Annotated in this window: 24 protein-coding genes, 1 other RNA gene and 1 pseudogene; 12 read left to right on the forward strand and 14 right to left on the reverse strand. The window is 54.6% G+C overall.

Annotation, left to right across the window (positions count from 1 at the left end; translation table 11 throughout):
* The first annotated feature begins 57 nt into the window (after window positions 1–57).
* The gene (locus SynA1560_RS07410; RefSeq protein ID WP_255476872.1) at window positions 58–1266 is read left to right on the forward strand and encodes a class I SAM-dependent methyltransferase; all 1209 of its coding nucleotides are present in this window, start codon (window positions 58–60) and stop codon (window positions 1264–1266) included.
* Here the strand turns inward: SynA1560_RS07410 and aroB are convergent, their stop codons facing one another.
* Window positions 1267–2376, reverse strand: a complete 1110-nt coding sequence (gene aroB / locus SynA1560_RS07415) for a 3-dehydroquinate synthase (protein WP_255477135.1) — start codon at window positions 2374–2376, stop codon at window positions 1267–1269.
* Between the two features lie 98 nt (window positions 2377–2474).
* Between aroB and SynA1560_RS07420 the strand changes: the two genes are divergently transcribed.
* The 4 genes from SynA1560_RS07420 (at window position 2475) to SynA1560_RS07435 (ending at window position 5432) form a co-directional block, all read left to right on the forward strand.
* Window positions 2475–3371 carry a carbohydrate ABC transporter permease gene (locus SynA1560_RS07420; RefSeq protein WP_186499934.1) on the forward strand — a complete coding sequence of 299 codons (897 nt, stop codon included), beginning with the start codon at window positions 2475–2477 and terminating at the stop codon, window positions 3369–3371.
* A 54-nt stretch (window positions 3372–3425) separates the two neighbouring features.
* Window positions 3426–4592: a 5-(carboxyamino)imidazole ribonucleotide synthase gene (locus tag SynA1560_RS07425; protein WP_186499937.1), complete on the forward strand. Its 1167-nt coding sequence runs from the start codon at window positions 3426–3428 to the stop codon at window positions 4590–4592.
* A 1-nt stretch (window position 4593) separates the two neighbouring features.
* A non-coding RNA gene (gene ssrS, locus SynA1560_RS07430) (6S RNA) lies at window positions 4594–4777 on the forward strand.
* A gap of 367 nt (window positions 4778–5144) precedes the next feature.
* Window positions 5145–5432 (forward strand): hypothetical protein, encoded by a 288-nt coding sequence (locus SynA1560_RS07435; protein ID WP_186499938.1) that lies wholly within the window; start codon window positions 5145–5147, stop codon window positions 5430–5432.
* Window positions 5433–6630: 1198 nt separating this feature from the next.
* Here SynA1560_RS07435 and SynA1560_RS13955 read toward each other — a convergent pair.
* Window positions 6631–7731 (reverse strand): annotated as a pseudogene (locus SynA1560_RS13955) (MBL fold metallo-hydrolase).
* Between the two features lie 461 nt (window positions 7732–8192).
* A complete protein-coding gene (locus SynA1560_RS07450; RefSeq protein ID WP_186499943.1) occupies window positions 8193–8474 on the reverse strand; it encodes a hypothetical protein in 282 nt (93 codons plus the stop codon).
* Window positions 8475–8812: 338 nt separating this feature from the next.
* On the opposite strand from SynA1560_RS07450, the gene SynA1560_RS07455 reads away from it, so the two are divergent.
* Window positions 8813–9232, forward strand: coding sequence for a hypothetical protein (locus tag SynA1560_RS07455; protein ID WP_186468727.1), 420 nt, complete (start codon window positions 8813–8815; stop codon window positions 9230–9232).
* A gap of 82 nt (window positions 9233–9314) precedes the next feature.
* On the opposite strand, the gene SynA1560_RS07460 is transcribed toward SynA1560_RS07455, so the two are convergent.
* The 3 genes from SynA1560_RS07460 to SynA1560_RS07470 all read right to left on the reverse strand — a co-directional run bounded on the left by SynA1560_RS07460 (window position 9315) and on the right by SynA1560_RS07470 (window position 10315).
* Window positions 9315–9518, reverse strand: coding sequence for a hypothetical protein (locus tag SynA1560_RS07460; protein ID WP_186499945.1), 204 nt, complete (start codon window positions 9516–9518; stop codon window positions 9315–9317).
* A 197-nt stretch (window positions 9519–9715) separates the two neighbouring features.
* Entirely contained in the window at window positions 9716–9880 is a 165-nt protein-coding gene (locus SynA1560_RS07465) for a hypothetical protein (RefSeq protein WP_255476873.1), read from the reverse strand.
* A 159-nt stretch (window positions 9881–10039) separates the two neighbouring features.
* Window positions 10040–10315 carry a DUF2103 domain-containing protein gene (locus tag SynA1560_RS07470; protein ID WP_186468729.1) on the reverse strand — a complete coding sequence of 92 codons (276 nt, stop codon included), beginning with the start codon at window positions 10313–10315 and terminating at the stop codon, window positions 10040–10042.
* An 80-nt stretch (window positions 10316–10395) separates the two neighbouring features.
* Between SynA1560_RS07470 and SynA1560_RS07475 the strand changes: the two genes are divergently transcribed.
* Window positions 10396–10623 carry a hypothetical protein gene (locus tag SynA1560_RS07475; protein ID WP_186499946.1) on the forward strand — a complete coding sequence of 76 codons (228 nt, stop codon included), beginning with the start codon at window positions 10396–10398 and terminating at the stop codon, window positions 10621–10623.
* A gap of 22 nt (window positions 10624–10645) precedes the next feature.
* Here SynA1560_RS07475 and SynA1560_RS07480 read toward each other — a convergent pair whose 3' ends face one another.
* Together SynA1560_RS07480 and clpS are read right to left on the reverse strand one after the other, a co-directional pair.
* Complete coding sequence (locus SynA1560_RS07480) at window positions 10646–12034, reverse strand: BCD family MFS transporter (RefSeq protein ID WP_186499948.1); 1389 nt, start codon at window positions 12032–12034, stop codon at window positions 10646–10648.
* A 38-nt stretch (window positions 12035–12072) separates the two neighbouring features.
* Entirely contained in the window at window positions 12073–12369 is a 297-nt protein-coding gene (gene clpS, locus SynA1560_RS07485) for an ATP-dependent Clp protease adapter ClpS (RefSeq protein WP_186468732.1), read from the reverse strand.
* 73 nt (window positions 12370–12442) lie between these two features.
* Between clpS and petN the strand changes: the two genes are divergently transcribed.
* Genes petN through SynA1560_RS07500 form a run of 3 tightly spaced genes read left to right on the forward strand, consistent with a single transcriptional unit; the run spans window position 12443 to window position 14100 of the window.
* Window positions 12443–12544 carry a cytochrome b6-f complex subunit PetN gene (petN, locus tag SynA1560_RS07490; RefSeq protein WP_186468733.1) on the forward strand — a complete coding sequence of 34 codons (102 nt, stop codon included), beginning with the start codon at window positions 12443–12445 and terminating at the stop codon, window positions 12542–12544.
* 1 nt (window position 12545) lies between these two features.
* On the forward strand, window positions 12546–12698 hold the full coding sequence (locus SynA1560_RS07495; RefSeq protein WP_186468734.1) for a hypothetical protein: 153 nt from the start codon (window positions 12546–12548) through the stop codon (window positions 12696–12698).
* 52 nt (window positions 12699–12750) lie between these two features.
* Entirely contained in the window at window positions 12751–14100 is a 1350-nt protein-coding gene (locus SynA1560_RS07500) for a hypothetical protein (RefSeq protein WP_186499950.1), read from the forward strand.
* Here SynA1560_RS07500 and psb29 read toward each other — a convergent pair.
* On the reverse strand, window positions 14091–14804 hold the full coding sequence (gene psb29 / locus SynA1560_RS07505; RefSeq protein ID WP_186499952.1) for a photosystem II biogenesis protein Psp29: 714 nt from the start codon (window positions 14802–14804) through the stop codon (window positions 14091–14093). The genes SynA1560_RS07500 and psb29 overlap by 10 nt on opposite strands.
* A 48-nt stretch (window positions 14805–14852) precedes the next feature.
* Here psb29 and clpP point away from each other — a divergent pair, with 48 nt between their 5' ends.
* Window positions 14853–15443, forward strand: a complete 591-nt coding sequence (gene clpP / locus SynA1560_RS07510) for an ATP-dependent Clp endopeptidase proteolytic subunit ClpP (RefSeq protein ID WP_186468737.1) — start codon at window positions 14853–14855, stop codon at window positions 15441–15443.
* 114 nt (window positions 15444–15557) lie between these two features.
* On the opposite strand, the gene ftsH is transcribed toward clpP, so the two are convergent.
* From ftsH to pyk, 3 genes are all read right to left on the reverse strand, one after another.
* Window positions 15558–17471 (reverse strand): ATP-dependent zinc metalloprotease FtsH, encoded by a 1914-nt coding sequence (ftsH, locus tag SynA1560_RS07515; RefSeq protein ID WP_186499960.1) that lies wholly within the window; start codon window positions 17469–17471, stop codon window positions 15558–15560.
* Between the two features lie 61 nt (window positions 17472–17532).
* The gene (locus tag SynA1560_RS07520; protein WP_186499962.1) at window positions 17533–18762 is read right to left on the reverse strand and encodes an ABC transporter permease; all 1230 of its coding nucleotides are present in this window, start codon (window positions 18760–18762) and stop codon (window positions 17533–17535) included.
* A gap of 16 nt (window positions 18763–18778) precedes the next feature.
* Window positions 18779–20563 carry a pyruvate kinase gene (gene pyk, locus SynA1560_RS07525; RefSeq protein ID WP_186468740.1) on the reverse strand — a complete coding sequence of 595 codons (1785 nt, stop codon included), beginning with the start codon at window positions 20561–20563 and terminating at the stop codon, window positions 18779–18781.
* A 58-nt stretch (window positions 20564–20621) separates the two neighbouring features.
* Here pyk and SynA1560_RS07530 point away from each other — a divergent pair, with 58 nt between their 5' ends.
* A complete protein-coding gene (locus tag SynA1560_RS07530; protein WP_186468741.1) occupies window positions 20622–20951 on the forward strand; it encodes a nucleoside triphosphate pyrophosphohydrolase family protein in 330 nt (109 codons plus the stop codon).
* A 12-nt stretch (window positions 20952–20963) separates the two neighbouring features.
* On the opposite strand, the gene SynA1560_RS07535 is transcribed toward SynA1560_RS07530, so the two are convergent.
* Both SynA1560_RS07535 and scpB read right to left on the reverse strand, forming a co-directional pair.
* Window positions 20964–21266, reverse strand: a complete 303-nt coding sequence (locus SynA1560_RS07535) for a YggT family protein (protein ID WP_186468742.1) — start codon at window positions 21264–21266, stop codon at window positions 20964–20966.
* A gap of 24 nt (window positions 21267–21290) precedes the next feature.
* Entirely contained in the window at window positions 21291–21863 is a 573-nt protein-coding gene (gene scpB / locus SynA1560_RS07540; RefSeq protein WP_186468743.1) for an SMC-Scp complex subunit ScpB, read from the reverse strand.
* Between the last annotated feature and the right edge of the window lie 13 nt (window positions 21864–21876).

Genomic DNA, 21876 nt, shown 5'->3' on the forward strand with positions numbered 1-21876 from the left:
CGCGAGAGATGGCTTGGAGACCCATGATCGTGTGCGAGTGCTCGCCATTCTCACCACATGAAGGCCTCCGATGTGCCCTGCCCCGATTGGATGCAGCAGAGGTTGAAGTTGCATGGCCATCAAGTTCCCTTTTCCACCTTCATGGAATGGGCACTTCACGACCCTCAGCATGGGGCCTATGGAGCTGGCCATCTGCAGGTAGGAACGGATGGCGATTTCGTCACATCCCCTGCCCTTGGTGATGACTTCAGTGCCCTTCTGGCCCGTCAACTCATCGAGTGGCTAGAGGTGTTGGCGCGTCGTCATCCTGATCAGCCACTGGCTGTGGTGGATGTCGGCCCAGGTGAAGGGCATCTCATGGACCAGCTGAGGCCTCATCTGTCTGTCCAAGCTCCCGATCTGATCGGCAGGCTGGAATGCGTGCTGGTGGAATTGAATCCCGGCATGGAAGCTCGCCAACGCAACCGGCTGAGCAGTGACCACCCCATTCCCTGTCGCTGGAGTGCGTTGGAGGATCTTCATGCAGAGCCGTTGATTGGCATCCTCATTGCGCATGAGTTGCTGGATGCGTTTCCTGTCGAGCGGCTGATCGTTCGCGACGGGACCTTGCAGCGTCAACTGGTGCAACTGCAGTCGTCCGAGTTAGGCCAGGGATCGCTTGTGTGGGGCGAGGAACCCTTGCCGGAGGCGTTGGCCGCGCAGATTGCGCAGCAAGCGCAGCGGATTGGATTGCCACTCCCTCCGCTCGATGTTGAAGACGGCTGGGCCACGGAGTGGCACCACGCTGTGGAGCCTTGGTTACGTCAGGCCAGCTATGCCATCCAAGACGGCATGCTGTTGGTGGTGGACTATGCGATGGAAGCAAGTCGTTATTACTCCGCCAGACGTCCAGACGGGACCCTGACGGCGTATCGCCAACAGCAAGCCTCAGGTGATGTGCTGCGCCATGCTGGCGAGCAGGACATCACGGCACATCTGTGCCTGGAGACCCTTCTGGACTCCGCGAAGGCAACGGGCTGGATCCCAGCAGGTCAATGCCGACAGGGAGAGGCTCTGCTGGCGCTCGGCCTGCCGGAGCGGTTCTCAGCGCTGCAGCAGTTACCTGGTCATCAGCTGGATGAGGCCTTGCACAGACGTGAGGCGCTCCTGCGTCTTGTGGATCCCAGTTGTCTGGGGGAATTGCGTTGGCTGGCTTTTGAACGGTGCGCAGATCATGACGACCTGCCGATGCCGAATCCCAGCCGCTTTTTGCGGGAGCCTTCTTAACTAAGCCAGAGCAGCGAGGCATTCCCTCACATCGCTGTCGCTGATGTCGTCTCGGATCACGACCTCACCGATGCAGGTAGGCAGCACAAAACGCAGGCGTCCGTGACGGACTTTTTTGTCACCACGAAGGGTTGTCAGCACCGCATCCACATCAAGGTTGGGCCAGCTCGCGGGGAGCCCCGCCTTTTCGAGCAAATGCACCTGGCGCATCTGATCAGCTTCACCCCACAGTCCCTTCAAGACCGCCAAACGTCCTGCTGCCACCATGCCAATTGCCACGGCTTCCCCATGCAGCCAGGTGCCATACCCAGTCAGCGTTTCCACCACATGACCGAAGGTGTGGCCGTAATTGAGGATGGCTCGACGCCCTCCTTCCAGTTCATCCGCGGCCACAACAGTGGCTTTGGCTTGGGCCGAGCGCACCAGGATGTCGTGAAGCATGGCCGCTGATATCGCAGCAGGATCCGACAAATTCACGGCTTTTTCCATGCGGGCGAACAGATCCGGGTCACCGATGACGCCGTACTTGATCACTTCAGCCATACCCGCCCTGAACTCACGCACCGGCAAGGTTTTCAGCGTGTTCGGATCAATGGCCACCAGCCTTGGCTGATGGAAAGCTCCGATGAGATTTTTCCCTTTGGGGTGGTTGACGCCGGTTTTTCCACCGATTGAGGCATCCACCATGGCCAGCAGTGTGGTGGGCACCTGGATCACCCCCACACCGCGTAACCAGCAGGCAGCGGCAAAGCCTGTCATGTCGCCCACCACTCCTCCACCAAGGGCGAGCATCAGTGAGGTGCGTTCGAGACCCTGTTGCTGGGCTTGATCGAGGATCTGGCTCAGGGTCTGCAGCGTTTTGCCCTCTTCTCCAGCCTCGATCTGCAGCAGCACAGGATCAAACCCTGACGTGCGCAGACTGTTCAGGCAGCTGTCTCCATAGGGGGCTGCAACATCGGGATTGCTAACCACGAGCACTTTGGTTCCCTTGCGGACGTCCATGGCAGCGAGCGACTTGCCAATGGCACTGACCATGCCCTCTCCGATCACGACCTCATAGGGGTTGCGCTCGAGTGGCACGTTAATGCGCGTGCACTCCTGCAATGCCATTCCCTCCGCTGTGGTGCTCATGGACCGTGGCTGCGGCTCAGTTCCGCAGTTGTTCTGATCGACTGACCCTATCCTCAGCCGCAAGTGTCCTGAGTCTGATGAAGCCCATCTCCAGGCCTAATTCTCGCGCCAGTCTGACGGCCTGGGCTTTTCTCATACCGGCGTTGACTCTGCTCAGTCTGTCAGTGCTTATCCCCGCTGGCATGGCTCTGCTGATGAGCTTTACGCAGACGGGTCTCGATGTCTCAGAGCCGTTGCAGTTCATCGGTCTAGCCAACGTGCGGCGTCTGATCGGAGATCCGATGTTTTACCGCGTGCTGAGCACCACGCTGATCTACCTGGTTGGTGTGGTACCGCCAATTGTGCTCGGCGCGTTGGTGCTGGCTGTGCTGGTGAACCGAGTGCTGCCAGGAATTCACTGGCTCAGAGCCGCGTTTTACACCCCTGTGCTGGTGTCGATCGTGGTGGCGGCTATCGCCTTTCGTTGGCTTTATGCCGAAAACGGTCTAATCAACGGTTGGTTGGGCGCCCTGATTGGATCGGGATTTATGCCCATCGACTTTCTCACCAGTCCGTTGTTAGCCCTTCCTTCGGTGATGTTGGTGACTCTTTGGAAAGGACTTGGGTATTACATGGTGATTTTCCTGGGGGGCCTGCAAGGCATCCCCACAGAGCTTTACGAAGCGGCTGAACTTGATGGCAGCGAGGGATGGAGAAAACATGTCGACATCACGTTGCCGTTGTTGCGCCCCTACCTCATGCTTGTGGCGGTGATCTCCGCCATTGCAGCCACCAAAGTGTTTGAGGAGGTGTTTCTGATGACGCAGGGAGGTCCTGCGGATTCCACGCGCACACTGGTGTACTACGTGTATGACCAGGCCTTCGCTGAGCTGGAAATTAGTTATGCCTGCACGGTGGGGTTAGCGCTGTTTCTGATCGTCTTGTTGCTGACGGCCATTCGCTACGGCCTCAGTGACGATCGATCGCTGATTTGATTCCCGTTGACGCTGGCTGGATGGCAAGCTTCACGTTGAAGCAAATCCAAGGCGATGCCGAATGATGCCGGCACAATCGGGGTCGTCGGGGGTGGTCAACTGGCCTTGATGCTCTGTGAGGCGGGTCAGGCCAGAGGAATTCCGGTTGTTGTTCAGAGTGCGTCGGATCAAGATCCCGCCGCGGCATCTGCGCAGCATCAGGTGATCGGTACTCCCACCGATGCGGCAGCGACCGCATCACTGGCTGCTTGCTGCAATGGCATCACGTTCGAAAATGAATGGATTGCTGTTGAGGCCTTGCTGAGGCTTGAGCGCGACGGCGTGTCGTTTAGGCCATCCATTCAGAGCCTGAAGCCACTGGTGAACAAGCTGTCGCAGCGTCGCTTGCTGAATGAGCTTGCCCTGCCCAGTCCTGATTGGGTCGGCCTGGATGAGATTGACCGCAAAACGCTTGAACTGCCGGACGATTGGCGATTCCCTGTGATGGCCAAGGCAGCGCATGGCGGTTACGACGGCAAGGGCACCCGTGTGATCAAGGATCGTGTTGCCTTAAGCGAGCTGCTCAGCAGCGTTATGACCAAGGACTGGTTGCTGGAAGCCTGGGTGCCGTATGACCGTGAACTTGCTCTGGTGGTGAGCAGGGATCAGCAGGGTCGGATCCGTTCGTTTCCTTTGGTAGAAACACACCAGAGCAGTCAGGTCTGTGACTGGGTTCTGGCACCTGCACCGGCGGAGCAACTGCTGGAGGCAACGGCCTACAACATTGCAGCCTCTTTGCTCACGCATCTGAATTACGTGGGTGTGATGGCCCTGGAATTTTTCTATGGGCCGCAAGGCTTGATGGTGAATGAAGTCGCCCCTCGCACCCACAATTCCGGGCACTTCTCCATCGAAGCTTGCAGCAGCAGTCAGTTCGATCAGCAGTTGTGCATTACTGCCGGTTTACCCGTGCCTTCCACGGAGTTGGTGGCTGCTGGTGCCCTGATGGTCAACCTGCTTGGTCTTGGACCTGATGCGGAGTTTTCACTTGATGAGCGTCTGTCGGCTTTGCAGGCCATCCCCGATGCGCATCTCCACTGGTATGGAAAGGAGGAAATGCCCGCGCGCAAGGTGGGGCATGTCACCGTTCTGCTTCAGCAACCCGACGCCGACGGCAGAGATGGCGAAGCAAGAGAAGTCTTGGAACGTATTCGGTCGGTGTGGCCAAATCCATTAAATTGATGAAGGACTCCCTGATTGGTGACAGCCTTTCTCTAGTGCTCTGATCTGACTCTCTTTCGACTTGGGGGGACTGTCGTGATGGTGCCGTAGACCGGCCTTGCAGCCGGAAACGAATCCCCACTTTGTCGCCCCTTCTGGTAACTCCAGGTCGAACACTGGGGCTCGCACGGTCAGGTGGTCCACCTATTCAAAATCCTTGTCAGAGACTGGGATTAGAACAAATGGCAGATATCGGAGGAAGGGGGGATTGCCACTTAGTTGCCACACGCTCAACCCGCTCCAAGCATCACGAGACCACGCTTCAGAAAGTCCACAGCGCTGGCGTCTGGGTTGGTGGATTGATAGGTCTGCAGGTTTCCACCAACGGCTCATCACATCACCGTGATCGACAACGCAAACGCTCTGGGTGAGTTGGCAAAGAGCCACTGGCGCATGGGTTGAATTTCAGAGCAGTGCACCCCAAGCACGTCAGTCGCTTCCTCTTAAGAAGGTACTGATTCATCATCACCATCTTCGGCAGCGTTGCTAAGACAGCAGTAACGCAACCGCCGCATGAACAAATTAATACTTTTAATCACTCTATTCATCACGTTGCCCGTTAAGGCGGAAATGTCGTTGCCTTATGGGCTTAATGGATATTCGGTTTGGTATGGCTACAGCTATGGATCGGCGATGACGTTATGTTCATTAGTGTTTGGCAATCAACTTTCAGCCAAAGCAGCTCGGGACAATATGAATGAATTTATTGCTGGACTCGATCCAAAACATAAGATTCCTGCCGAGGCTGGATTCGCTGCAGCCAGAAATGCACAAGAGTTTTGCAATCAATTATTTGATTGACTATCGAAGAGCCGCTTGTGCATGGGTTGCATGACAATGGTGAGCATAGGGTTAATCCTCCTTTGCCATCCGAAATAGCAACAAGAAGGGCAACATCCAATTTCAAGTCATTGAACTCGTGATCGTCATCCATTGGCCTGAGGATGCAACGCACCACATCTGAGGTCACTGACATCCATGGTTTTAAAAAAGAGAGGACAACCGGAGTCATCTCGTCCTCTGCTGCATCAACAGACAAGAGCCTATGAGTAGAGAAGGGTGTGTGATGTGACATTTTGAACCCAAGCTTCTGGAAGTGAATGTGGAGCCTCATTTTCTAGACATAGAAAGAATCTCTTTATCCGTGTTTTTACTGCACTAGCGATAGAAGTGGTTCTGTATTGACTGACAATCATTTAAAATAGACGAGCTGTCGTCTTTTTGGGTGCTTTTCATATAGAAGAATTCTTTGTATCGCTGAGCGACAAGACCATCATGAAAAATCAGTTTGAAATTTTTATTGATCTTGGCAATTGGCGATGACTCAAATAATATTGTTGTTGATTAGTCCAATTAATTTCCAGTACCTCATCAGAATATTGAATGCAGAAGTGATTTGAGGCTTAAAGATTCAGATGCAGGTCAGCCAAAGCGACCTTCGGCTTCTAGGCGATATCAGTGACTGATTTGATCCTCTCCTGTTGGCTGATACCGTCTTTGATCTTTGTCAGGAAAGCCTGGGCTTTCTTCTCTAACGTTGTGATGCTCAGAGTATTGTGAAACACTTTGAAGCAAGGTCGCTTTAGTCATGATCTGGATGCGATCCCTTTCATGGAAGAAATGAACCTGACATTTCCCTGTTTCTTTGTTGTTTGTCTCGCATGAATCGTCTGCTTTCTTCGTTTCGAGCACTGCTCGCACTTTTCAGATTCTCTCCCGGAATGCTTTCATTGATACTTACTAGCTCTTCAGACATTAGGATCTCTAGAACACTCTCGTTCTAGCGACGATCGTGACTCAGAGGGAGAGTGGATTCACAAAGCTTCCTTAGGTATCTAACGATTGGCCCAGTCGCCCTATCTGATTTCGGAAGCCATCTAGATCATAGTTGTTTAAATGTTGCTGAAAGACGCAAGCTGCTGATTAGGGACTTCGATGGTGACTTACCGAGTTAAATAATTGAATTCGATCGTGCGTATCATGACGAGAATGGAATCATTCAATCGGGTGCTGCAAAATCAAGCCGATCGTCGCTAGAGCAAGAGGCAATCTTCTCTTGATTCCCCGCCAATGAGTTGTAAATGAAGGATACAAAGTTTTCAGGGCAAATCAAGTTGTTATCCCATACACCATCATATTCTTGAGTGGGTCTAATGTGAATGATGTCTTCCAAGCTTAGCCCAAGCTGCTTTAGCCGTTCCACTTCTGTTGTCACTGCGATCAGCATGTCGCGATACTGAATTAAGTCTTTGCGTCTCGGTCCATCAATTGACCCATTTTCTTTTGTTCGAAGATTACCGTGGCCTGGGATAATCAAAGTGTTGTCTCCTGTAAGATTAATCATTGATGTCACTGCATTGATCAATCCCCAAATTGAACCAGTTCTTAGGTCGATTAATGGATATCCTTCGGTCATGTAAGTATCGCCGGTGAACAGGATGTTGAGCTTTGGAATCCAGATGGCGATATCCCCATTTGTATGTCCTGAAGGAAGGTGCACTAGGCGTATAACGAGATCATCAACAGCTTAATTCATTTCATCGTTAAAGGTAATATTAGGTAGACCCGACGAGTCAAAGTCTGCGAGTGAAGCCATTTCGTTTCTGGCATTGATGTGGGCAATAATCTCGGCCCCGGCATCGCGAAACTGTGAATTTCCCAGAATGTGGTCGAAGTGAGCGTGAGTATTGATTAGATAAAATAATTTTCTGGGTATCTTAACGTCTTGATGGATATTCTGATTGGCATTTGGCGGACAACCACTATCGATTGCAATGGTATGCACTGCTGCATCAAGTTTTTTCGAGTCTGCTTCAGGAGTCTTAGGTTTTAGTTTCTCGAGCAACGTCGTATTGCCCGCATAAAAATTATTCGAATTTCTTAAAGTCAGCCTCCACGATCCAATCGTCGCAGTGAAGGTCTTGTCCCCATCATGATTATCTTTGAGGAATGAACACAACCCAATGTCTGATCTTTTGGAGGCATCTCTCGAATCGCTGGACTCAGCAATGCGGTTATGCGATCTCAGGGGCACTAGCGTAACGGCGAGAGCAGAAGCAAACAGTGCAATCGAAAGACGACCAAGCAGAGAATTGTTCATTACTCACGAATTATGACCTTGATGGTGTCGGTCTGCATCATCAGCTTCAACCAACTCATGGGAAGCCGACCCCTGCAGTGCACATTTTCAGTAGCTCATCCCTAAAGACTGATGTCACGGTTGGCCTGCTCAAGCAAGGGTGAGATGCCCTTTGATCATGGTGTGAGAAGACATCTCACCTCTTCATAGCAATGGCAGCGAGAGCGAGAGTATCGAGCTCAAAATCATGCATCCCATCACTGCCATCCCCCTGCCTAAGAACCCTGCTTCTTTTGGACGCAATTGTGGCTGCACATCTCGACCGCAATCATCATTCTCTTCTTGTCAAACCCTATCAACTGTGACTCAATAAATGTTTTGACGTGGTTGAAAGTTTAATGATTGATCGTTGAACCGTATTAGCTAACGTTTTTGATGGTGCATTCACCCTTCTACTTTGGCATGATCTGAGTTGACGATACTTAGAAAATCGTGACTTCTCCGGTCATTAAACCGTCGTCTGATATTTGTGCTGAATCTCCTTCAGCGATAGCACTATTAATCTCATCGCTAGCTGGACAGAGCAAAGCAATCGGAGTTTTTTTCTTTTTCTTCTTGATCTGTTTTTTAATTTTTTCGATAGCTAGGAGCCAACTCTTTTTTGACTTATAGCCACATAATGAAGCTGTTTCCTTGGGAGAAAAGTTCAGCAAAAGTGTAACGGATTCGGCCAGTAATTCGTATCCAGTGAGTTTGGTTTTCATCAGCTCAAAATTGCATAGAAATCGTTTAGGAGGACCTTTGAAAAGTCTCGTTTACTCCTGTCAGGTCACGACTGTCGAGGGAGTTTCGCCAAGATACCTCGAGCCGATTCGCTAAGCAAGCCAATCTTACTGGTTTTGGGTCAATCTGTTTTTTGAGCTTGATGAGCCACGACGGACTTGCTCCTGTTCGGGTGGGTTCTAGTGTCGTATTGCTGTCCGAATACCTGCAGCATCTTCCATGATTGCTCGTTTTTTGTAGCTTCTTTTCAAGCGCCTGTCTCTTTTCTGTTGTCACAAGACATTTTTACTCCTATAACGATTGGAGAATAACGTCAAAGATGAATAGTCGTTATGTGCTTGGAATTGATGAAGAGGAGCTTTGGTGCGCTTATGTGAATGGATCACCAGGTCAATTTAGTATCTGGTGGTCGCTGATAACTTTCGGCTTGCAGCGTAAGGAGCTGCATTCAGGTTGGCTGATTTTTACAAATCAGCGAATTGTTTTTTGCAAGCGTCATTGGTTAAAGCAGGCTTTGTTGGATGTTTTTCAGCCTTTGATTCGTAGCAAAAGGATTCTCTGGGAAGTTGCCCTCGAAGATGTTGATTACATTCAAGCACGTAAATGTCTTGCAATTTATCCTTTTCATCGTGTTCAGGCGAAGCGTCTCGACGCCGGATTCTATGATTTTGGTTGTAGGGAGAAAAAAATTAAACCTCTCTGTGAGCGGCTGTCGCTTGACTACCGATTACCGCTTTAAGTTGTTCAGACCATTGCCGTTTCTGCTTCCGAGTCTGTGCCAGCAATTTTTATGCCTTGATTGACGCTTAGTCCACCAGAAATCATGGGATTGGAGCCTCCGTGGTTGTGATTTGGCTGTTCGCTTCCTTGATTTCTAAGGTCATCTCATGGGTGTGGTGGCTGATGAGCAGTCCACTGACAGCAATCACCACCAGTGATGCAGTCTTGACTAGGTCCAGCACTATCGGCAGATGAGCTCGTACCATCTCGCGTGGCGAAAGCTTCTGTTCTTGATGATCATCCATTGTTGGTCCGGCGATTGTTTTTTTGGTAGCAGACGTTCAGTTTTAAAGACGTGACTGTGACGTGAAATTAAAGTGTTCCTGTCAGCTGCTGTTGATCAGGATTCGATACGCACTCCACTGCTCGAATGGTTGGTGTCAATTGCCTTGAAAGTCGTTGTTTCCATGAACATGGCGATTTGGCAAGCATGTTCGGGTTCCTACGCGGCTTTTGAATCGCTGTTCGCTGCTGCCGGACCTGTTTCATGGAATGCTAGATCCTTGAAATCTTCACCCTGTTCGATGGCTTGTAGCTTGTAAAGAGCCATCGCGGCTTCATTCCACCGCGCGAGCTCAGTGGCCTCGAGCCATTGCTGAAAAAACATCACGCTCAGCACGTCCAGATCGACAGATTCCAACCAAACTCCGCGGCTTCTTGAAACTTATCCAGCCCTGCATTCGCAGCTAGAGGTCAAAACTGAAGAATCGAGAAAACTTTGCCGCCAAGTGCAGGCCGAATGGGTTGGTCGAGAGGCTTGATTCGACTAAGGGCTGCAATGGTCAATTCTTTTGAGCAGTTCCTCTCGCTCCAATTGCGTGACCACGAACACTTCTTGTGCGGTCGTTCCACGCCGAGCCATGACCTTGTATCCACCACATACGGGAGTGGAGACACGCAGTTGAAGACCCGAACATCGTCCGCGGACCCGTGAAATCACCCCGGGTGTGATGGTCTGAATCTCAGGGTCTTTGGCGAGAACCTTCAGCCAAGGGATTAAGCCCTCCACATAGGTGCTGTGCGTGATGACCAGACGACCCACGAGGTTCTAAAGACCTTCTAAACAACCATTGGACGAAGCTAGTGGATTTGGCTACAGAGAAGAGAGCGATCACATCGCCCATGCTTCGATCTGTTGACAAGCTTTGCCGCGAGGTGATCGGTCCGTTGCAGGAACGGTGCGGACCTCAGGCCAGGGTGTTGACGGCTGAAGTGCATGGCCATGAGGTGCGCGGGTTGGCTTTCTGTCCTGGAAAGGTGTTGCGCTATGTGCTCGAAGCCGAAGGCCGCCGTCTGAAAACCCGATCTCTGCTGCGATTGGCCCGTAGCAGGCGTCAGCCAGCGGCTTGAACAACAGCGAGCGCGTCAGTGTTCAATCCAGTTCACTCGCCAGGATGGAGCCGAGTGCTCGTTCAACCTTGCGCTGGAACAGCTTGGTGTCCACGCGCAGCAACAACACGCCCGCCACCAGCAAACCGATGGCTTGAATAATGAACACGCCGGCGTAGGCAGCGAAGCTGTTTTGAGATCCCGTCAGGGTTCCAAACCCACTCAGAAGGGCGCCACCACTGATTGTGGCCAACCCCCGTGCATAGGCCTGAGCCAATCCCCAGACGCCAATGAAGGTTCCTGCCATCAGCGGTGATGTGAGCCCCAGCATCAGGGTGAGGCTCGCATTGGTACTGATCCCCGCTGCCGCACCAAACAGAAACAGCGCTGCTCGGAAGAGTGATTCGGAGCCCAGCGAACCGGCCACCACCATCAACACCACGAAGCAGGCTGATGACAGTCCACCTGCCAAGGCTGTGCGTTGCGCGCCCAGGCGCGGTGTCAGGAGAAACCCGGTGCTGGCAATCCCCAGCAAGGTGCCTACTCCCCAAATGGCGTTCAGTCGTGTCGTTGTGCACACGTCCATGCCAAACACGGCACCGCCATAGGGTTCCAGCACCGCTTCCTGCAAAAACAGTGAGAAGGTGAACAACGAGAGCACGCCGAAGAAATACCCCACCTGTGGTGATGAGCGCAGCACCTGCCAGGCCGCGCTCAGTGAGATCTCCTGTTCGGTGCTGGCCGCTGTTCCGGCGCTCTTCAATTGGGTGCTTACTCGGGGTTCCACTCCTGCGATGGACACCAACACCAGGGCGAAGATCACCCAAGGGGCAATGCTCACGAGTCGATCAACGCCGTTGATCACGGCTTCAATGCCGGCGCTTGCGCATGACGAACCCAGAAAGGCACTCAACACAATGGCCCCCGCCACGATGCCTACCATCAACATCGACCAGACCACGGACACCAGGGCTGGTCGTTGCTTTTCAGTGCTCACATCCACCAGGAGTGCTGCGAAGGGCGTGGAACTGGCTGAAATCGCGAGGCCATAAAAGAGGAACACCACTGCGAGCACTACCCCCCGCAGAAACACACTGCTGCTGTCGCCCTCTTGTGAGGCTTCGGCGATCCACAACACAGTGCGCCCTGCCACCCAAGTGAGCGTGCAGAAGGCCGCTGCTCCACCAATGATGAATGGTGTCCGGCGAAGTCCTTTCCACCGGCAGCGGTCTGATCGTTGTCCAAACCAAACGCGTGTAAACGCCACGAGCTGCTGACTGCCGAGGGCCAGTGCCGTCAACGCGGCAGGGACCTCAAACTCGTCGATCAGCAATCGATTGAAAATGCCCAGGGTGAGAACGGACAGGGCACCTAGACAGGCCTGAAACAGACCCAGGCGTAGGGAGAGAGCGACGAAGCGAGCAGATCCCACGGAACGGTCGGAAGCGTCGCCCGACCCTAGGGGCTAGATCAACACCGTTCGACTGGAGCCATCGTCAACCCTTGGGCGCCCAGTTGTTGGTGGTAAAGCTCTGCCTGTTCGAGTGGGCCACACCACACTTCAGCTGATCCCTCTCCGTCAATGCGCCGCGCCAAAGCCCAGGCACGGTCAGTGTTCATCCCGGGCACGATCTTGCAGAGGCACTCCACCACATGCTCGAAGGTGTTGACGTCATCGTCGAGGACGATGACCCGCGCTTGTGGGTAGCGCAGGGTTGAACGTTCACGTTCGAGAACCGTGGCGGTCCCGCTTGATGACGAAGTCATGAGATCTCGTGAACGAACAGCAAGTGTTGGCCTTGAACCTTAGGTAAAGTTCCCATATCGCAATGACACTTCAATGCTTTTCACCCTCGGATGGGCTGCTTTGGCTGCATGTTTCAGCTTCTCGATCGCCATGGTGGTTTGGGGACGCAACGGTGACGGCACGCTGAATTTCTGACGTGGCTGAGACCCTTCAGTCTCCTCTCTTCAATCAGGTCTTAGCCATTGCTGCTGCATCGTTGCTTGTGTTTGTCAGTGGTGCAGTGATCTATCTCTCGACCGTGGAGTGGAGAGACAGACGACGTCGCCGTTCCACCAGTGGACGCAGCTGAGCTACGGCGTCATTGCTTTGTTTGGTTTCGGTTCGCTGCCCAGAGATCCGGCTTGACAGCCCTGGGCATCGGTTTTCTGCTTGCTGTTGGCGGTTTGGGTTTGCAGCTCACCTCCGCTCAGCGTTTCCTCGGCGACACACCGGTCGCTGCTTTGGCGCGGTTGTCCCGGGTTCTGATCATGATTCAGAGTTTCAAGGGTGAGCCCACGCGGACTCCTCCGCGTCTCTGGAGCGATCGTCTCGGGGTTCAACCAGCGTGGGAGCTGTGGCGTCGTTATGGTCGCGCCGTTTGGTGGCAAGCCTGGTCTCAAGATGGTGAGGCCTACCTGGTGCTGCCAGCATCAGCATTGCCAACCGACCTCAAAGGTCTGCATCAGCACCGGGTCGGGGCACTCATGGTGTTGGGATCAGATGCTCTGCATCGACAGCAACTGGAACGGGTCTTATCCGCAGATCCGCCCGTACAACCTGTTGTTGAACCTCACACGTTGTTGGCGTCGTGTCTGACCAGCCTTGATCGTGGTCCGGCCGTGTATTGGCAGTCTGACGCGGTGGCTTCTCTCAGTGGAACGTTGGCGCCACTGCTTCAGCAGGGTCGTGAGGGATGTGTTCAGCTCCAGCTGACATCCGATCGTCTTCGTTGGGATGGTGTCATCGGTGAACGTTCACTGACCGCATCCAGCCAGCGAGTGTCCATCACAGAGCGCAGCGCCGTGCCGGTCACCAGCCCAGCTTCAGAGGCACCCTCCTCTTTGCTGAGCGTTCAAGGTCGCCGCCTGGATCTCATTCTTGGAACATTGTTCTCCCGCCAGATCATTCAGACCCCTTTGGAGACGCATTACGGCTTGAACGTGAAGATGCGCACGCTCCTTGCGGATCGACCCTTCGCCTTGCGGCTGCTGCAACGCGATACTGGCGGCTATCGAGCCGGTCTTCAGGTTCAGCTGCAACTGAACGGAGATCGCCAGGCTTGGCAATCTGTTCTTCAGGCCGTCGCTGATCGCCTGCAAGACACGGGTTTTGAGCGTTTGTCCTCAACAGGCCCAACGACATCTGCAGCGGATCCAAAGCTTTGGCGCCGTCGTAACGACAAGGACCAAGCCCTCGTGGGTGGTTGGCAGTGGTTGCCCGAAAGCAAGTTCAACGTGCTCAGCATTGGTTTTGGTATTGAACCAGCCAACGACGCGTTTCTTCCCTTTGCCGGCCTTGATGGCGAGTCAGACCTGACGGTGCAGGTTCTGCCGGAGCAGCTCAATCAGCTCGGACTTCTCAGTGGAAGCTGGCCGAAGCCCGTCGAACGCGCTTCGGTTTTGCGTTTCCGTCTTCGCTCCCTTCAAAACCAGCCAACCCAGAGGCCTTGGTGGCGTATGAACGGAGAGCTGCAATTGACACCTCAGCCTTGAGCAACCTTTTCCGCTTGCTGACGCTCCCGCTTGCGACGTTCAGCTGCCAGGGTTTCTTCCATCAACTCGACGGCTTGGGCCATCTTTTCCAAGTTGCTGCGATAGAGCGTGAGGTCCTTTTCAAGACGGGGGCGTGACAGACCGATTTGTTCACCGAGGGCATGAGCTGTTGCACTCAACGCCTCAGGGTCTTCGCTTTTGCTTCCCTGCGCTGCTGAGAGAAGACTGAAAAGGCCCACAGCCATCAGTCGTGAATAGTGAAAACTCTCTCCACCGAGCGCTGCCAAGCCTGTCGCCAGGGGCTCAGGTGCCTTGTCACCCTTGGCAGTGAGCCATGCCTGGACGTCCTCAACACTGTGACCTTGCACCGCTTTGGTGCTTCCCTCAGCCAGCGCTTTTAGCTTCTCAGCGTTGAAGCCGTTGCAGCTGCAAAGAGCAGCAAACATGGGTTCGATCTGTTCTTCTGGCCGGTATCCCTTGGTGAAAGCGTGAAACACCTGGCGTAGGCCAACGGCAAAGAGTGCATTCACCTGGAAATTGGTCTGATGGCTGAGCAAGTGCAGCTCTACCAGCAGTTCATCAGCAGTCCGTCTGTACAGCGATGGAATCACATACGGGAAGGCAGTGTGAAACGCTTTCTTGCTGTCAGAGATTGTCGGAAACCCAGTCAACGTCTTGGTCTGCTGTGTCGAAGTGAAAACCATAGCGCCGCTCTTGCCGCCGTTAGGATTCCGCCAGTGAGGAGGTTCAGCATGATCCCCATCGTGATCGAGGAATCCGGGCGCGGGGAAAGGGCGTTTGATATCTACTCACGCCTGCTGCGCGAGCGGATCATTTTTCTCGGCGAAGCCGTCACCAGTGAGTCGGCCAACAGGATCGTTGCGCAGCTTCTTTTCCTAGAGGCCGAGGATCCTGAGAAGGACATTTACCTCTACATCAATTCACCCGGTGGTTCGGTGTATGACGGCCTGGGGATCTTCGACACCATGCAGCACATCAAACCCGATGTGCACACGGTGTGTGTCGGTCTTGCCGCCAGCATGGGAGCTTTCCTGTTGTGCGCGGGGACCAAAGGAAAGCGGAGCAGCCTGCAGCATTCCAGAATCATGATTCACCAGCCACTGGGTGGTGCACGAGGCCAAGCCAGCGACATTCGCATTCAGGCCGATGAGATTCTTTTTCTAAAAGACCGCCTCAACTGCGAATTAGCTGACCGTACCGGTCAGCCTCTCGACAAGATTCAGCTCGATACGGACCGCGACTTTTTTATGTCTCCGACAGAAGCCAAAGAGTATGGTTTGATTGACAGCGTGATTGACAAGCGTCCGGTGCATTCCGTCTGACGCGCCGATCACAAACGACGCTTTTGCCAAACCTCCCACAACGAAGTGGGAGGTTTTTTCATGAAAAAAGGCCAGCAATGTTGCTGGCCTGATGATCACTTGATTTTGAAACGTTTAGTTCAAGACAGGGACAAAACGTTCCTTTTCGGGAACAGAGGTGAAGGTTGAGAGTACTTCGCGGAATTCATCACCATCCATGGTCTCCTTTTCGATGAGAAGCTCAACCAATTGATCCATGGCTTCGCGTTGTCCCTGCACTAAGGCGAGCGTCTCTTCGTAGCACTGCATCACGATGGCTCTCACCTGCTCATCGATTTGCTTGGAGATGGACTCCGACACTTCGCTGCGGTTCATCAAATCGCGACCCAGGAAAACTTCCTGGCCACCACCCTCCAGTGACATTTGTCCCAGATTGCTCATGCCGAAACGTGTGACCATCTGGCGAGCGATGGACGCGACCTGCTGAATGTCACCCCCAGCACCAGTGGTGACCTCGGCGCGACCGAAGACCACATCTTCAGCAGCTCGACCACCGAGGGCACCCATGATGCGCGCTTTAAGTTGGGCGCGTGACACGAGCATCTGCTCTTCATCGGGTGAGAACCAAGTGAGACCCTGAGCTTGTCCACGGGGGATCAGGGTGACCTTCTGCACAGGGTCATGATCTTTGACCAGTGATCCCACCAGAGCGTGGCCGACTTCGTGATAAGCAATCAGTCGCTTGCTGCGACCATCGGTCAGTGGCTGTCCTTCGAGACCGGCAATGATGCGATCAACAGCATCATCGATTTCAGCAAGGCTGATGGTGTCCTTGCGGCGACGCGCTGTGAGGATGGCTGCTTCGTTGAGCAGATTGGCCAGATCAGCGCCTGTAAAACCAGGGGTCCGACGAGCAATGCTGTCGAGGGACAGCTCAGGCGCGAGTTTCTTGTTTCGCGCATGCACCTCAAGAATGGACAAACGTCCCTTGATATCGGGGGCATCGACCGTGACCTGACGATCAAATCGTCCTGGGCGCATCAGGGCTGAGTCGAGAACGTCCGGGCGGTTGGTCGCAGCGATGATGATGATGCCACTGTTGCCCTCAAAGCCATCCATCTCGGTGAGCAGCTGATTCAGGGTCTGTTCACGCTCATCGTTGCCGCCACCGATGCCCGCACCGCGCTGACGACCAACAGCATCAATCTCGTCGATAAAGATCAAGCAGGGGCTATTTTCCTTGGCTTTCTTGAACAGATCGCGCACGCGGCTGGCACCAACGCCCACAAACATCTCCACAAATTCCGATCCGGAGAGAGAGAAAAAGGGCACTCCGGCTTCGCCAGCAATGGCTTTGGCAAGGAGTGTTTTTCCTGTGCCGGGTGGGCCAACGAGAAGAACGCCTTTGGGAATCTGCGCACCCACGGACGTGAACTTCTCAGGTTGCTTCAGGAAGGTGACCACTTCCTGTAGATCCTGTTTGGCCTCATTCACACCGGCAACATCGTCAAACATCACACCGGTTTCGGCTTCCATCGCGAAACGGGCTTTGGTTTTGCCAAATTGCATTGCCTGGCCAGGACCCCCTGGCATGTTGTTGGAGCGACGTGCCAGAAAGATCAAAGAGCCGATCAGCAGCAGAGGAAACAACAAGTTTCCAAGAATGCCCAGTGCCGGCGGCGCTGTTTTTGGTGGGTGGATGTCAAAGCTGATTCCTTCAGACTTCAGGGTGTTGATCAGCTCGGGAGCCAGTCCCGGGAGATCGACACGCAGGCGCTGAACCCGGTTATCGAGATCGGGATCCACCGCTTCCACCACAGCATCCCGTCCACCGTCGTAGATATCCACAGCGGTCACCCGACCGGCTTCCACATAATCAAGGAAGCGGCCATAGCTCATGCGCGCGACGGCAGTGTTGCGGGGAGCGACGGTGGGGCCACCGGGCTTGAGCTTGTTGACACCACCTGAACCCACGACTTGCCACGCCAGCAGCAGTGCAACCGTGATCGGGAGTCCCCAGAGAAGAATCTGCCGCCAGCGTTGATTCATGGCATCAAAGAAGATCCGATGAATCTAAGAGCTCGAGTGAAGAACTGTGCTTATGCCCGCCCTAGAGACTGCGAAGTGCCGTGATCGGATCTAGCTGCGCGGCGCGGCGCGCCGGCACGACTCCAAAAAACAAACCAATCGAGCCTGAAAGACCAACCGTCACCAGCACGGTGGTGACACCAATCGCAGCAGGAAGTGGAGTGAATATGGCAACAGCCGCGATGGCGCCGTAGCCAGCAGCCGTGCCGATGACCCCGCCGAGACTGGCCAACACAAGCGATTCAACAAGGAACTGTCGCAACACGTCGGAGCTGCGAGCTCCCAGGGCTTTTCTCAGCCCGATTTCTTCCGTTCGTTCACTGACAGACACCAGCATGATGTTCATGATTCCGATGCCGCCGACTAACAACGACACACCGCCAATGGCGCCCAGCATGAGCGTGAGTCCGCCGGTGATTGTGCCGACGATCGTCAGGGCATCTTGCTGTGAACGCACAGCAAAATCATCTTCGCGAAGAATGCGGTGCCGTTGTCGAAGCAGATTGGAAATCTGAAACTTGGCTGCGCTTGTGCTGTTTTCATCCTTAGCTTCAGCGCTGATGAAACTCAGACTGATGCCGTAGGTGGGATCTCTGCCGGTGAGACGACTCACCATCGTGCTGATCGGGATGTAAGCGTTTTCGTCTTGATTGGAGCCAAAGACTGCACCTTTGGGTGCGAGAACGCCGACCACACTGAAACTTTGGTCGCGGATGCGCAGCGAACTGCCGATCGCACCTCCATTGGGGAAGAGTTTGTCGCGCAAATCAGGACCGATCACCACCACCGTGCGCGCCGCCTGCACGTCCTGTTCAGTGATGAATCGTCCGCGAGCGACCTCAAAACTTCTCACCGGAAGAAATTCCGGCGTCACGCCGAAAATGGGTGAAGTGCTGCTGCGAGCCCCCGCCTGCACCACCTCGTTGGCGTTGATCTGCGGTGCCACGCGCTTCACGCTCGGCACCTGTTCGGCGATCGCCTCCGCGTCCTCCAAAACAAGGGTGCGAGGAAACGCGACCCCCTGACGCCGTGTGTCGTTGCTGCCAGGTACAACGAACAGAACGTTGGCGCCCAGATTGCTGAGTTGATTTTCAGCCAGGTTTTGAGCACCGCGTCCGACGCCAACCAGAGTGATCACCGACGCATTGCCGATCACGATCCCCAGCATCGTGAGCAGGCTTCGCAAGCGATTGGCTTTCAGCGTGTTGAGAGCCATGCCGACGGTTTCGGCAAGTGGCAGATTGCTGGCCATGGTCTGAAGCTCTGAATCAGAGCATCGTGTCGAGTTTCATCGCCGTGTTGCTGCCGGTGCCGCGGTGGACGGCTCCGTCTTTCACGTTGAGGGTGACCACTTCCCCTTCCAGGAGGTCTCGGGTGGCGTTCGCGACGCCGGCAATCACAGGAATTCCAAGCCTCTGGGCGATGACAGCGGCATGGGAGGTCTCTGCAGGCGTTTCCGTGATGACGGCCGCAGCATCACGAATGGCGTCGAGGTAATCGGCATTGGTGTCATTGGCCACCAACACTTCACCAGGTTCCAGCCGTGCGCAGTCGCTTGCCGATGTGGCGATCCGGACCTTGCCGCTAACGGACCCGGTGCCGAATCCTGTTCCCCGGCCCAGCACTGCACTCACGATGCCCACCTTGATGAGATCGGTGGAACCGCTTACACCTGCCAGCGTTCCAGCGGTTTGAACACAAAGGTCACCATCCTTGAGAACACCCATCTCCTGAGCCACGCCCATGGCCAGGGTGAAGGTGGCAGTGGTGCTCTTCTGTGTTTCGATCAACAACGGCGTGACGCCCCAGACCAACTGGAGTTTCCGGGCAACACCCACTTCCGATGTGATCGCGAGGATCGGCGTGGAGGGACGGAACTTGCTCACGTTGTGGGCCGTTGCTCCGCTTTTGGTGAGCGGAAGTATCGCTGCAGCATTCAGCTGTCGCGCAATGCTGCTCACGGCACCACTAATGGCGTTAGGAATTGTGCTGGGCAGATGAGTGTCGGTGGGACGCTGGGGGTAATCGCGCTCGATCCGACGGGCAATGGTGGCCATGGTTTCGACTGCTTCCACCGGGTAGTCACCCACAGCGGTTTCATTGGACAGCATCACCGCATCGGTTCCATCCAGAATCGCGTTGGCCACATCGCTGACTTCTGCGCGCGTGGGGCGAGGACTGGAGGCCATTGAATCGAGCATTTGGGTGGCCGTGATGATCGGAATTCCCAAGCTGTTGGCCTTGTGGATCAGATCCTTCTGCAGCAGAGGAACCTCTTCGGCGGGCATCTCCACGCCGAGATCGCCGCGGGCCACCATCACGCCATCACAGAGGGGCAAGATCGCGTCAATCTGGTCGATGGCTTCAAATTTCTCGATCTTGGCCACCACCGGTGTGGAAAAGCCATGCTTGCGGATCAGTTCGCGGATCTCCTGCATGTCGGAGGGATTGCGCACGAAGCTCAGGGCAACCCAATCGACTCCTTGCTGGAGTCCGAAAGCCAGATCCTGACGATCCTTGGTGGTGAGTGCACGCACTGACAGCTGGACGTCCGGGAAGTTCACTCCTTTGTTGTTGGAGAGAACGCCACCCACGGTCACGATGCAATGAAGGGTCTGATCGACCTCATCGACGCGGTCGACCTTCATTTCGACACGGCCGTCATCCAGGAGAATCCGGCTTCCCGCAGTGACCTCTTCTGCAAGTCTTTCGTAAGTGACTGTCGCCACGGTCTGGTTGCACCTCACTTGCTTGGAGGTCAGCGCAAAGAGGTCGCCTTTGCGGAGCGTGATCGGACCTTCTTCAAAGCGGCCCAGGCGGATCTTCGGTCCCTGAAGATCTTGGAGAATTCCGATGTGCACACCCAGCTCGTGAGCCACCTGCCGGATCGTGGCGATACGCGTGGCGTGTTCGCTGTGATCTCCGTGAGAAAAATTCAGTCGGAACGTTGTCGCTCCTGCCTGAATCAGTTCCCGAATGCGCTCGGGACTTTCGGTGGCTGGGCCGATCGTGGCGACGATCTTGGTTCTGCGGGTCAGATCGAACTCGGCCATCCTTGGCGCCGGAAACTTGCGGAATCTACCGTCATGACCTCAACCCACTCCTAACGCCGTGCAGCTGAACGACTACCAGCAGAGATCCCGCAGCACCGCTCGTTATCCCGATGCTGGACGAAATTTGATCTATCCAACTTTAGGTCTCACGGGGGAGGCTGGTGAGGTGGCGGACAAGGTCAAAAAACTGATTCGGGATCGAGGTGGTGTGGTGGATGACCAATTCACCGCTGACATCGCACTAGAACTAGGCGATGTGCTCTGGTATCTCGCTCAGTTGTCCACCGAGCTTGGTCTCGATCTTGACGCGGTGGCCGAAGGCAATCTGCGCAAACTGGCAAGTCGGGCTCAGCGAGGGACGCTCCAGGGCGAGGGTGATCACCGCTGATCGAGGCTTGTATCAGCCGTAGACGCCGAAGCCACCGGCAAAAGAAATGGAGGCAGATACCAGCAGCTGCTGCATCAGGTTCAAGGCGACGAAAGCGAGGATTGCGGAGAGATCAAGCCCACCCAACGGCGGAATCAGACCTCGGAAGGCATTGAGATACGGATCGGTGATTGAACTGACTGTGCTCAAAACCGGATTGCTCCAGTCGAGGTTGGGGAACCAGCTCAGCAGCACACGAACGATCAGAACTAGCGAGTAGATCTGCAGTGTCTGAGCCAGCACTTGAAGAACGGTGGACACAAGCTCGATGGCCATGGAAACCGTGGAATTATCCGAACTCTATGCAGCCTGAGACGGTTCGGAGCTTCCACCAAGTTCTGGAAGCACAGAAAAGGTGCGATGAAACTTTTCGGAGAGGGTGATCCAGTACGAACGTCCTTCGCTTTGACGCTTGCGTTCAATAAAGTTCTGATTCACGAGCTCCTTGATGTGGTCGTAAGCACCGGAGCCGCGCAGGTCCACCAGATCGGACTGCAGGATGCGCTTTTTCAGGGCAATGGTGGCCAACGTCCGCAATGTTGCCGTGGAGAGATTGACGGGCAGCAGATCGCGCACTAATTCCCCCAGTCCTGCTCGCAGCTGCAGGCTGTAGCGCCCGTTGCTCTCATGAATTTCAAGTGCTGTGTCCCGCTGGGCATAGCCGGCGATCAGGATGAGCATTCCTTGTTCCGTGTCGGGCTCCGATTCATTCACCAGCCCTGAGAGTTCCTTGAGCGACATCGGACGCCCCTTGAGGTAGAGAATCGCCTCCAAGCGTGCTGGAAGCGACACGGACGGCTCCAGCAGGCTCAGGCGCTGATCCTGCTGGTCTTCAGGTTGTTCACTCACCGCCAGCACCCCTCGATCCGACATGCCAACGTAACGC

The organism is Synechococcus sp. A15-60 (assembly GCF_014280095.1).
Taxonomy (GTDB): Bacteria; Cyanobacteriota; Cyanobacteriia; order PCC-6307; family Cyanobiaceae; genus Synechococcus_C.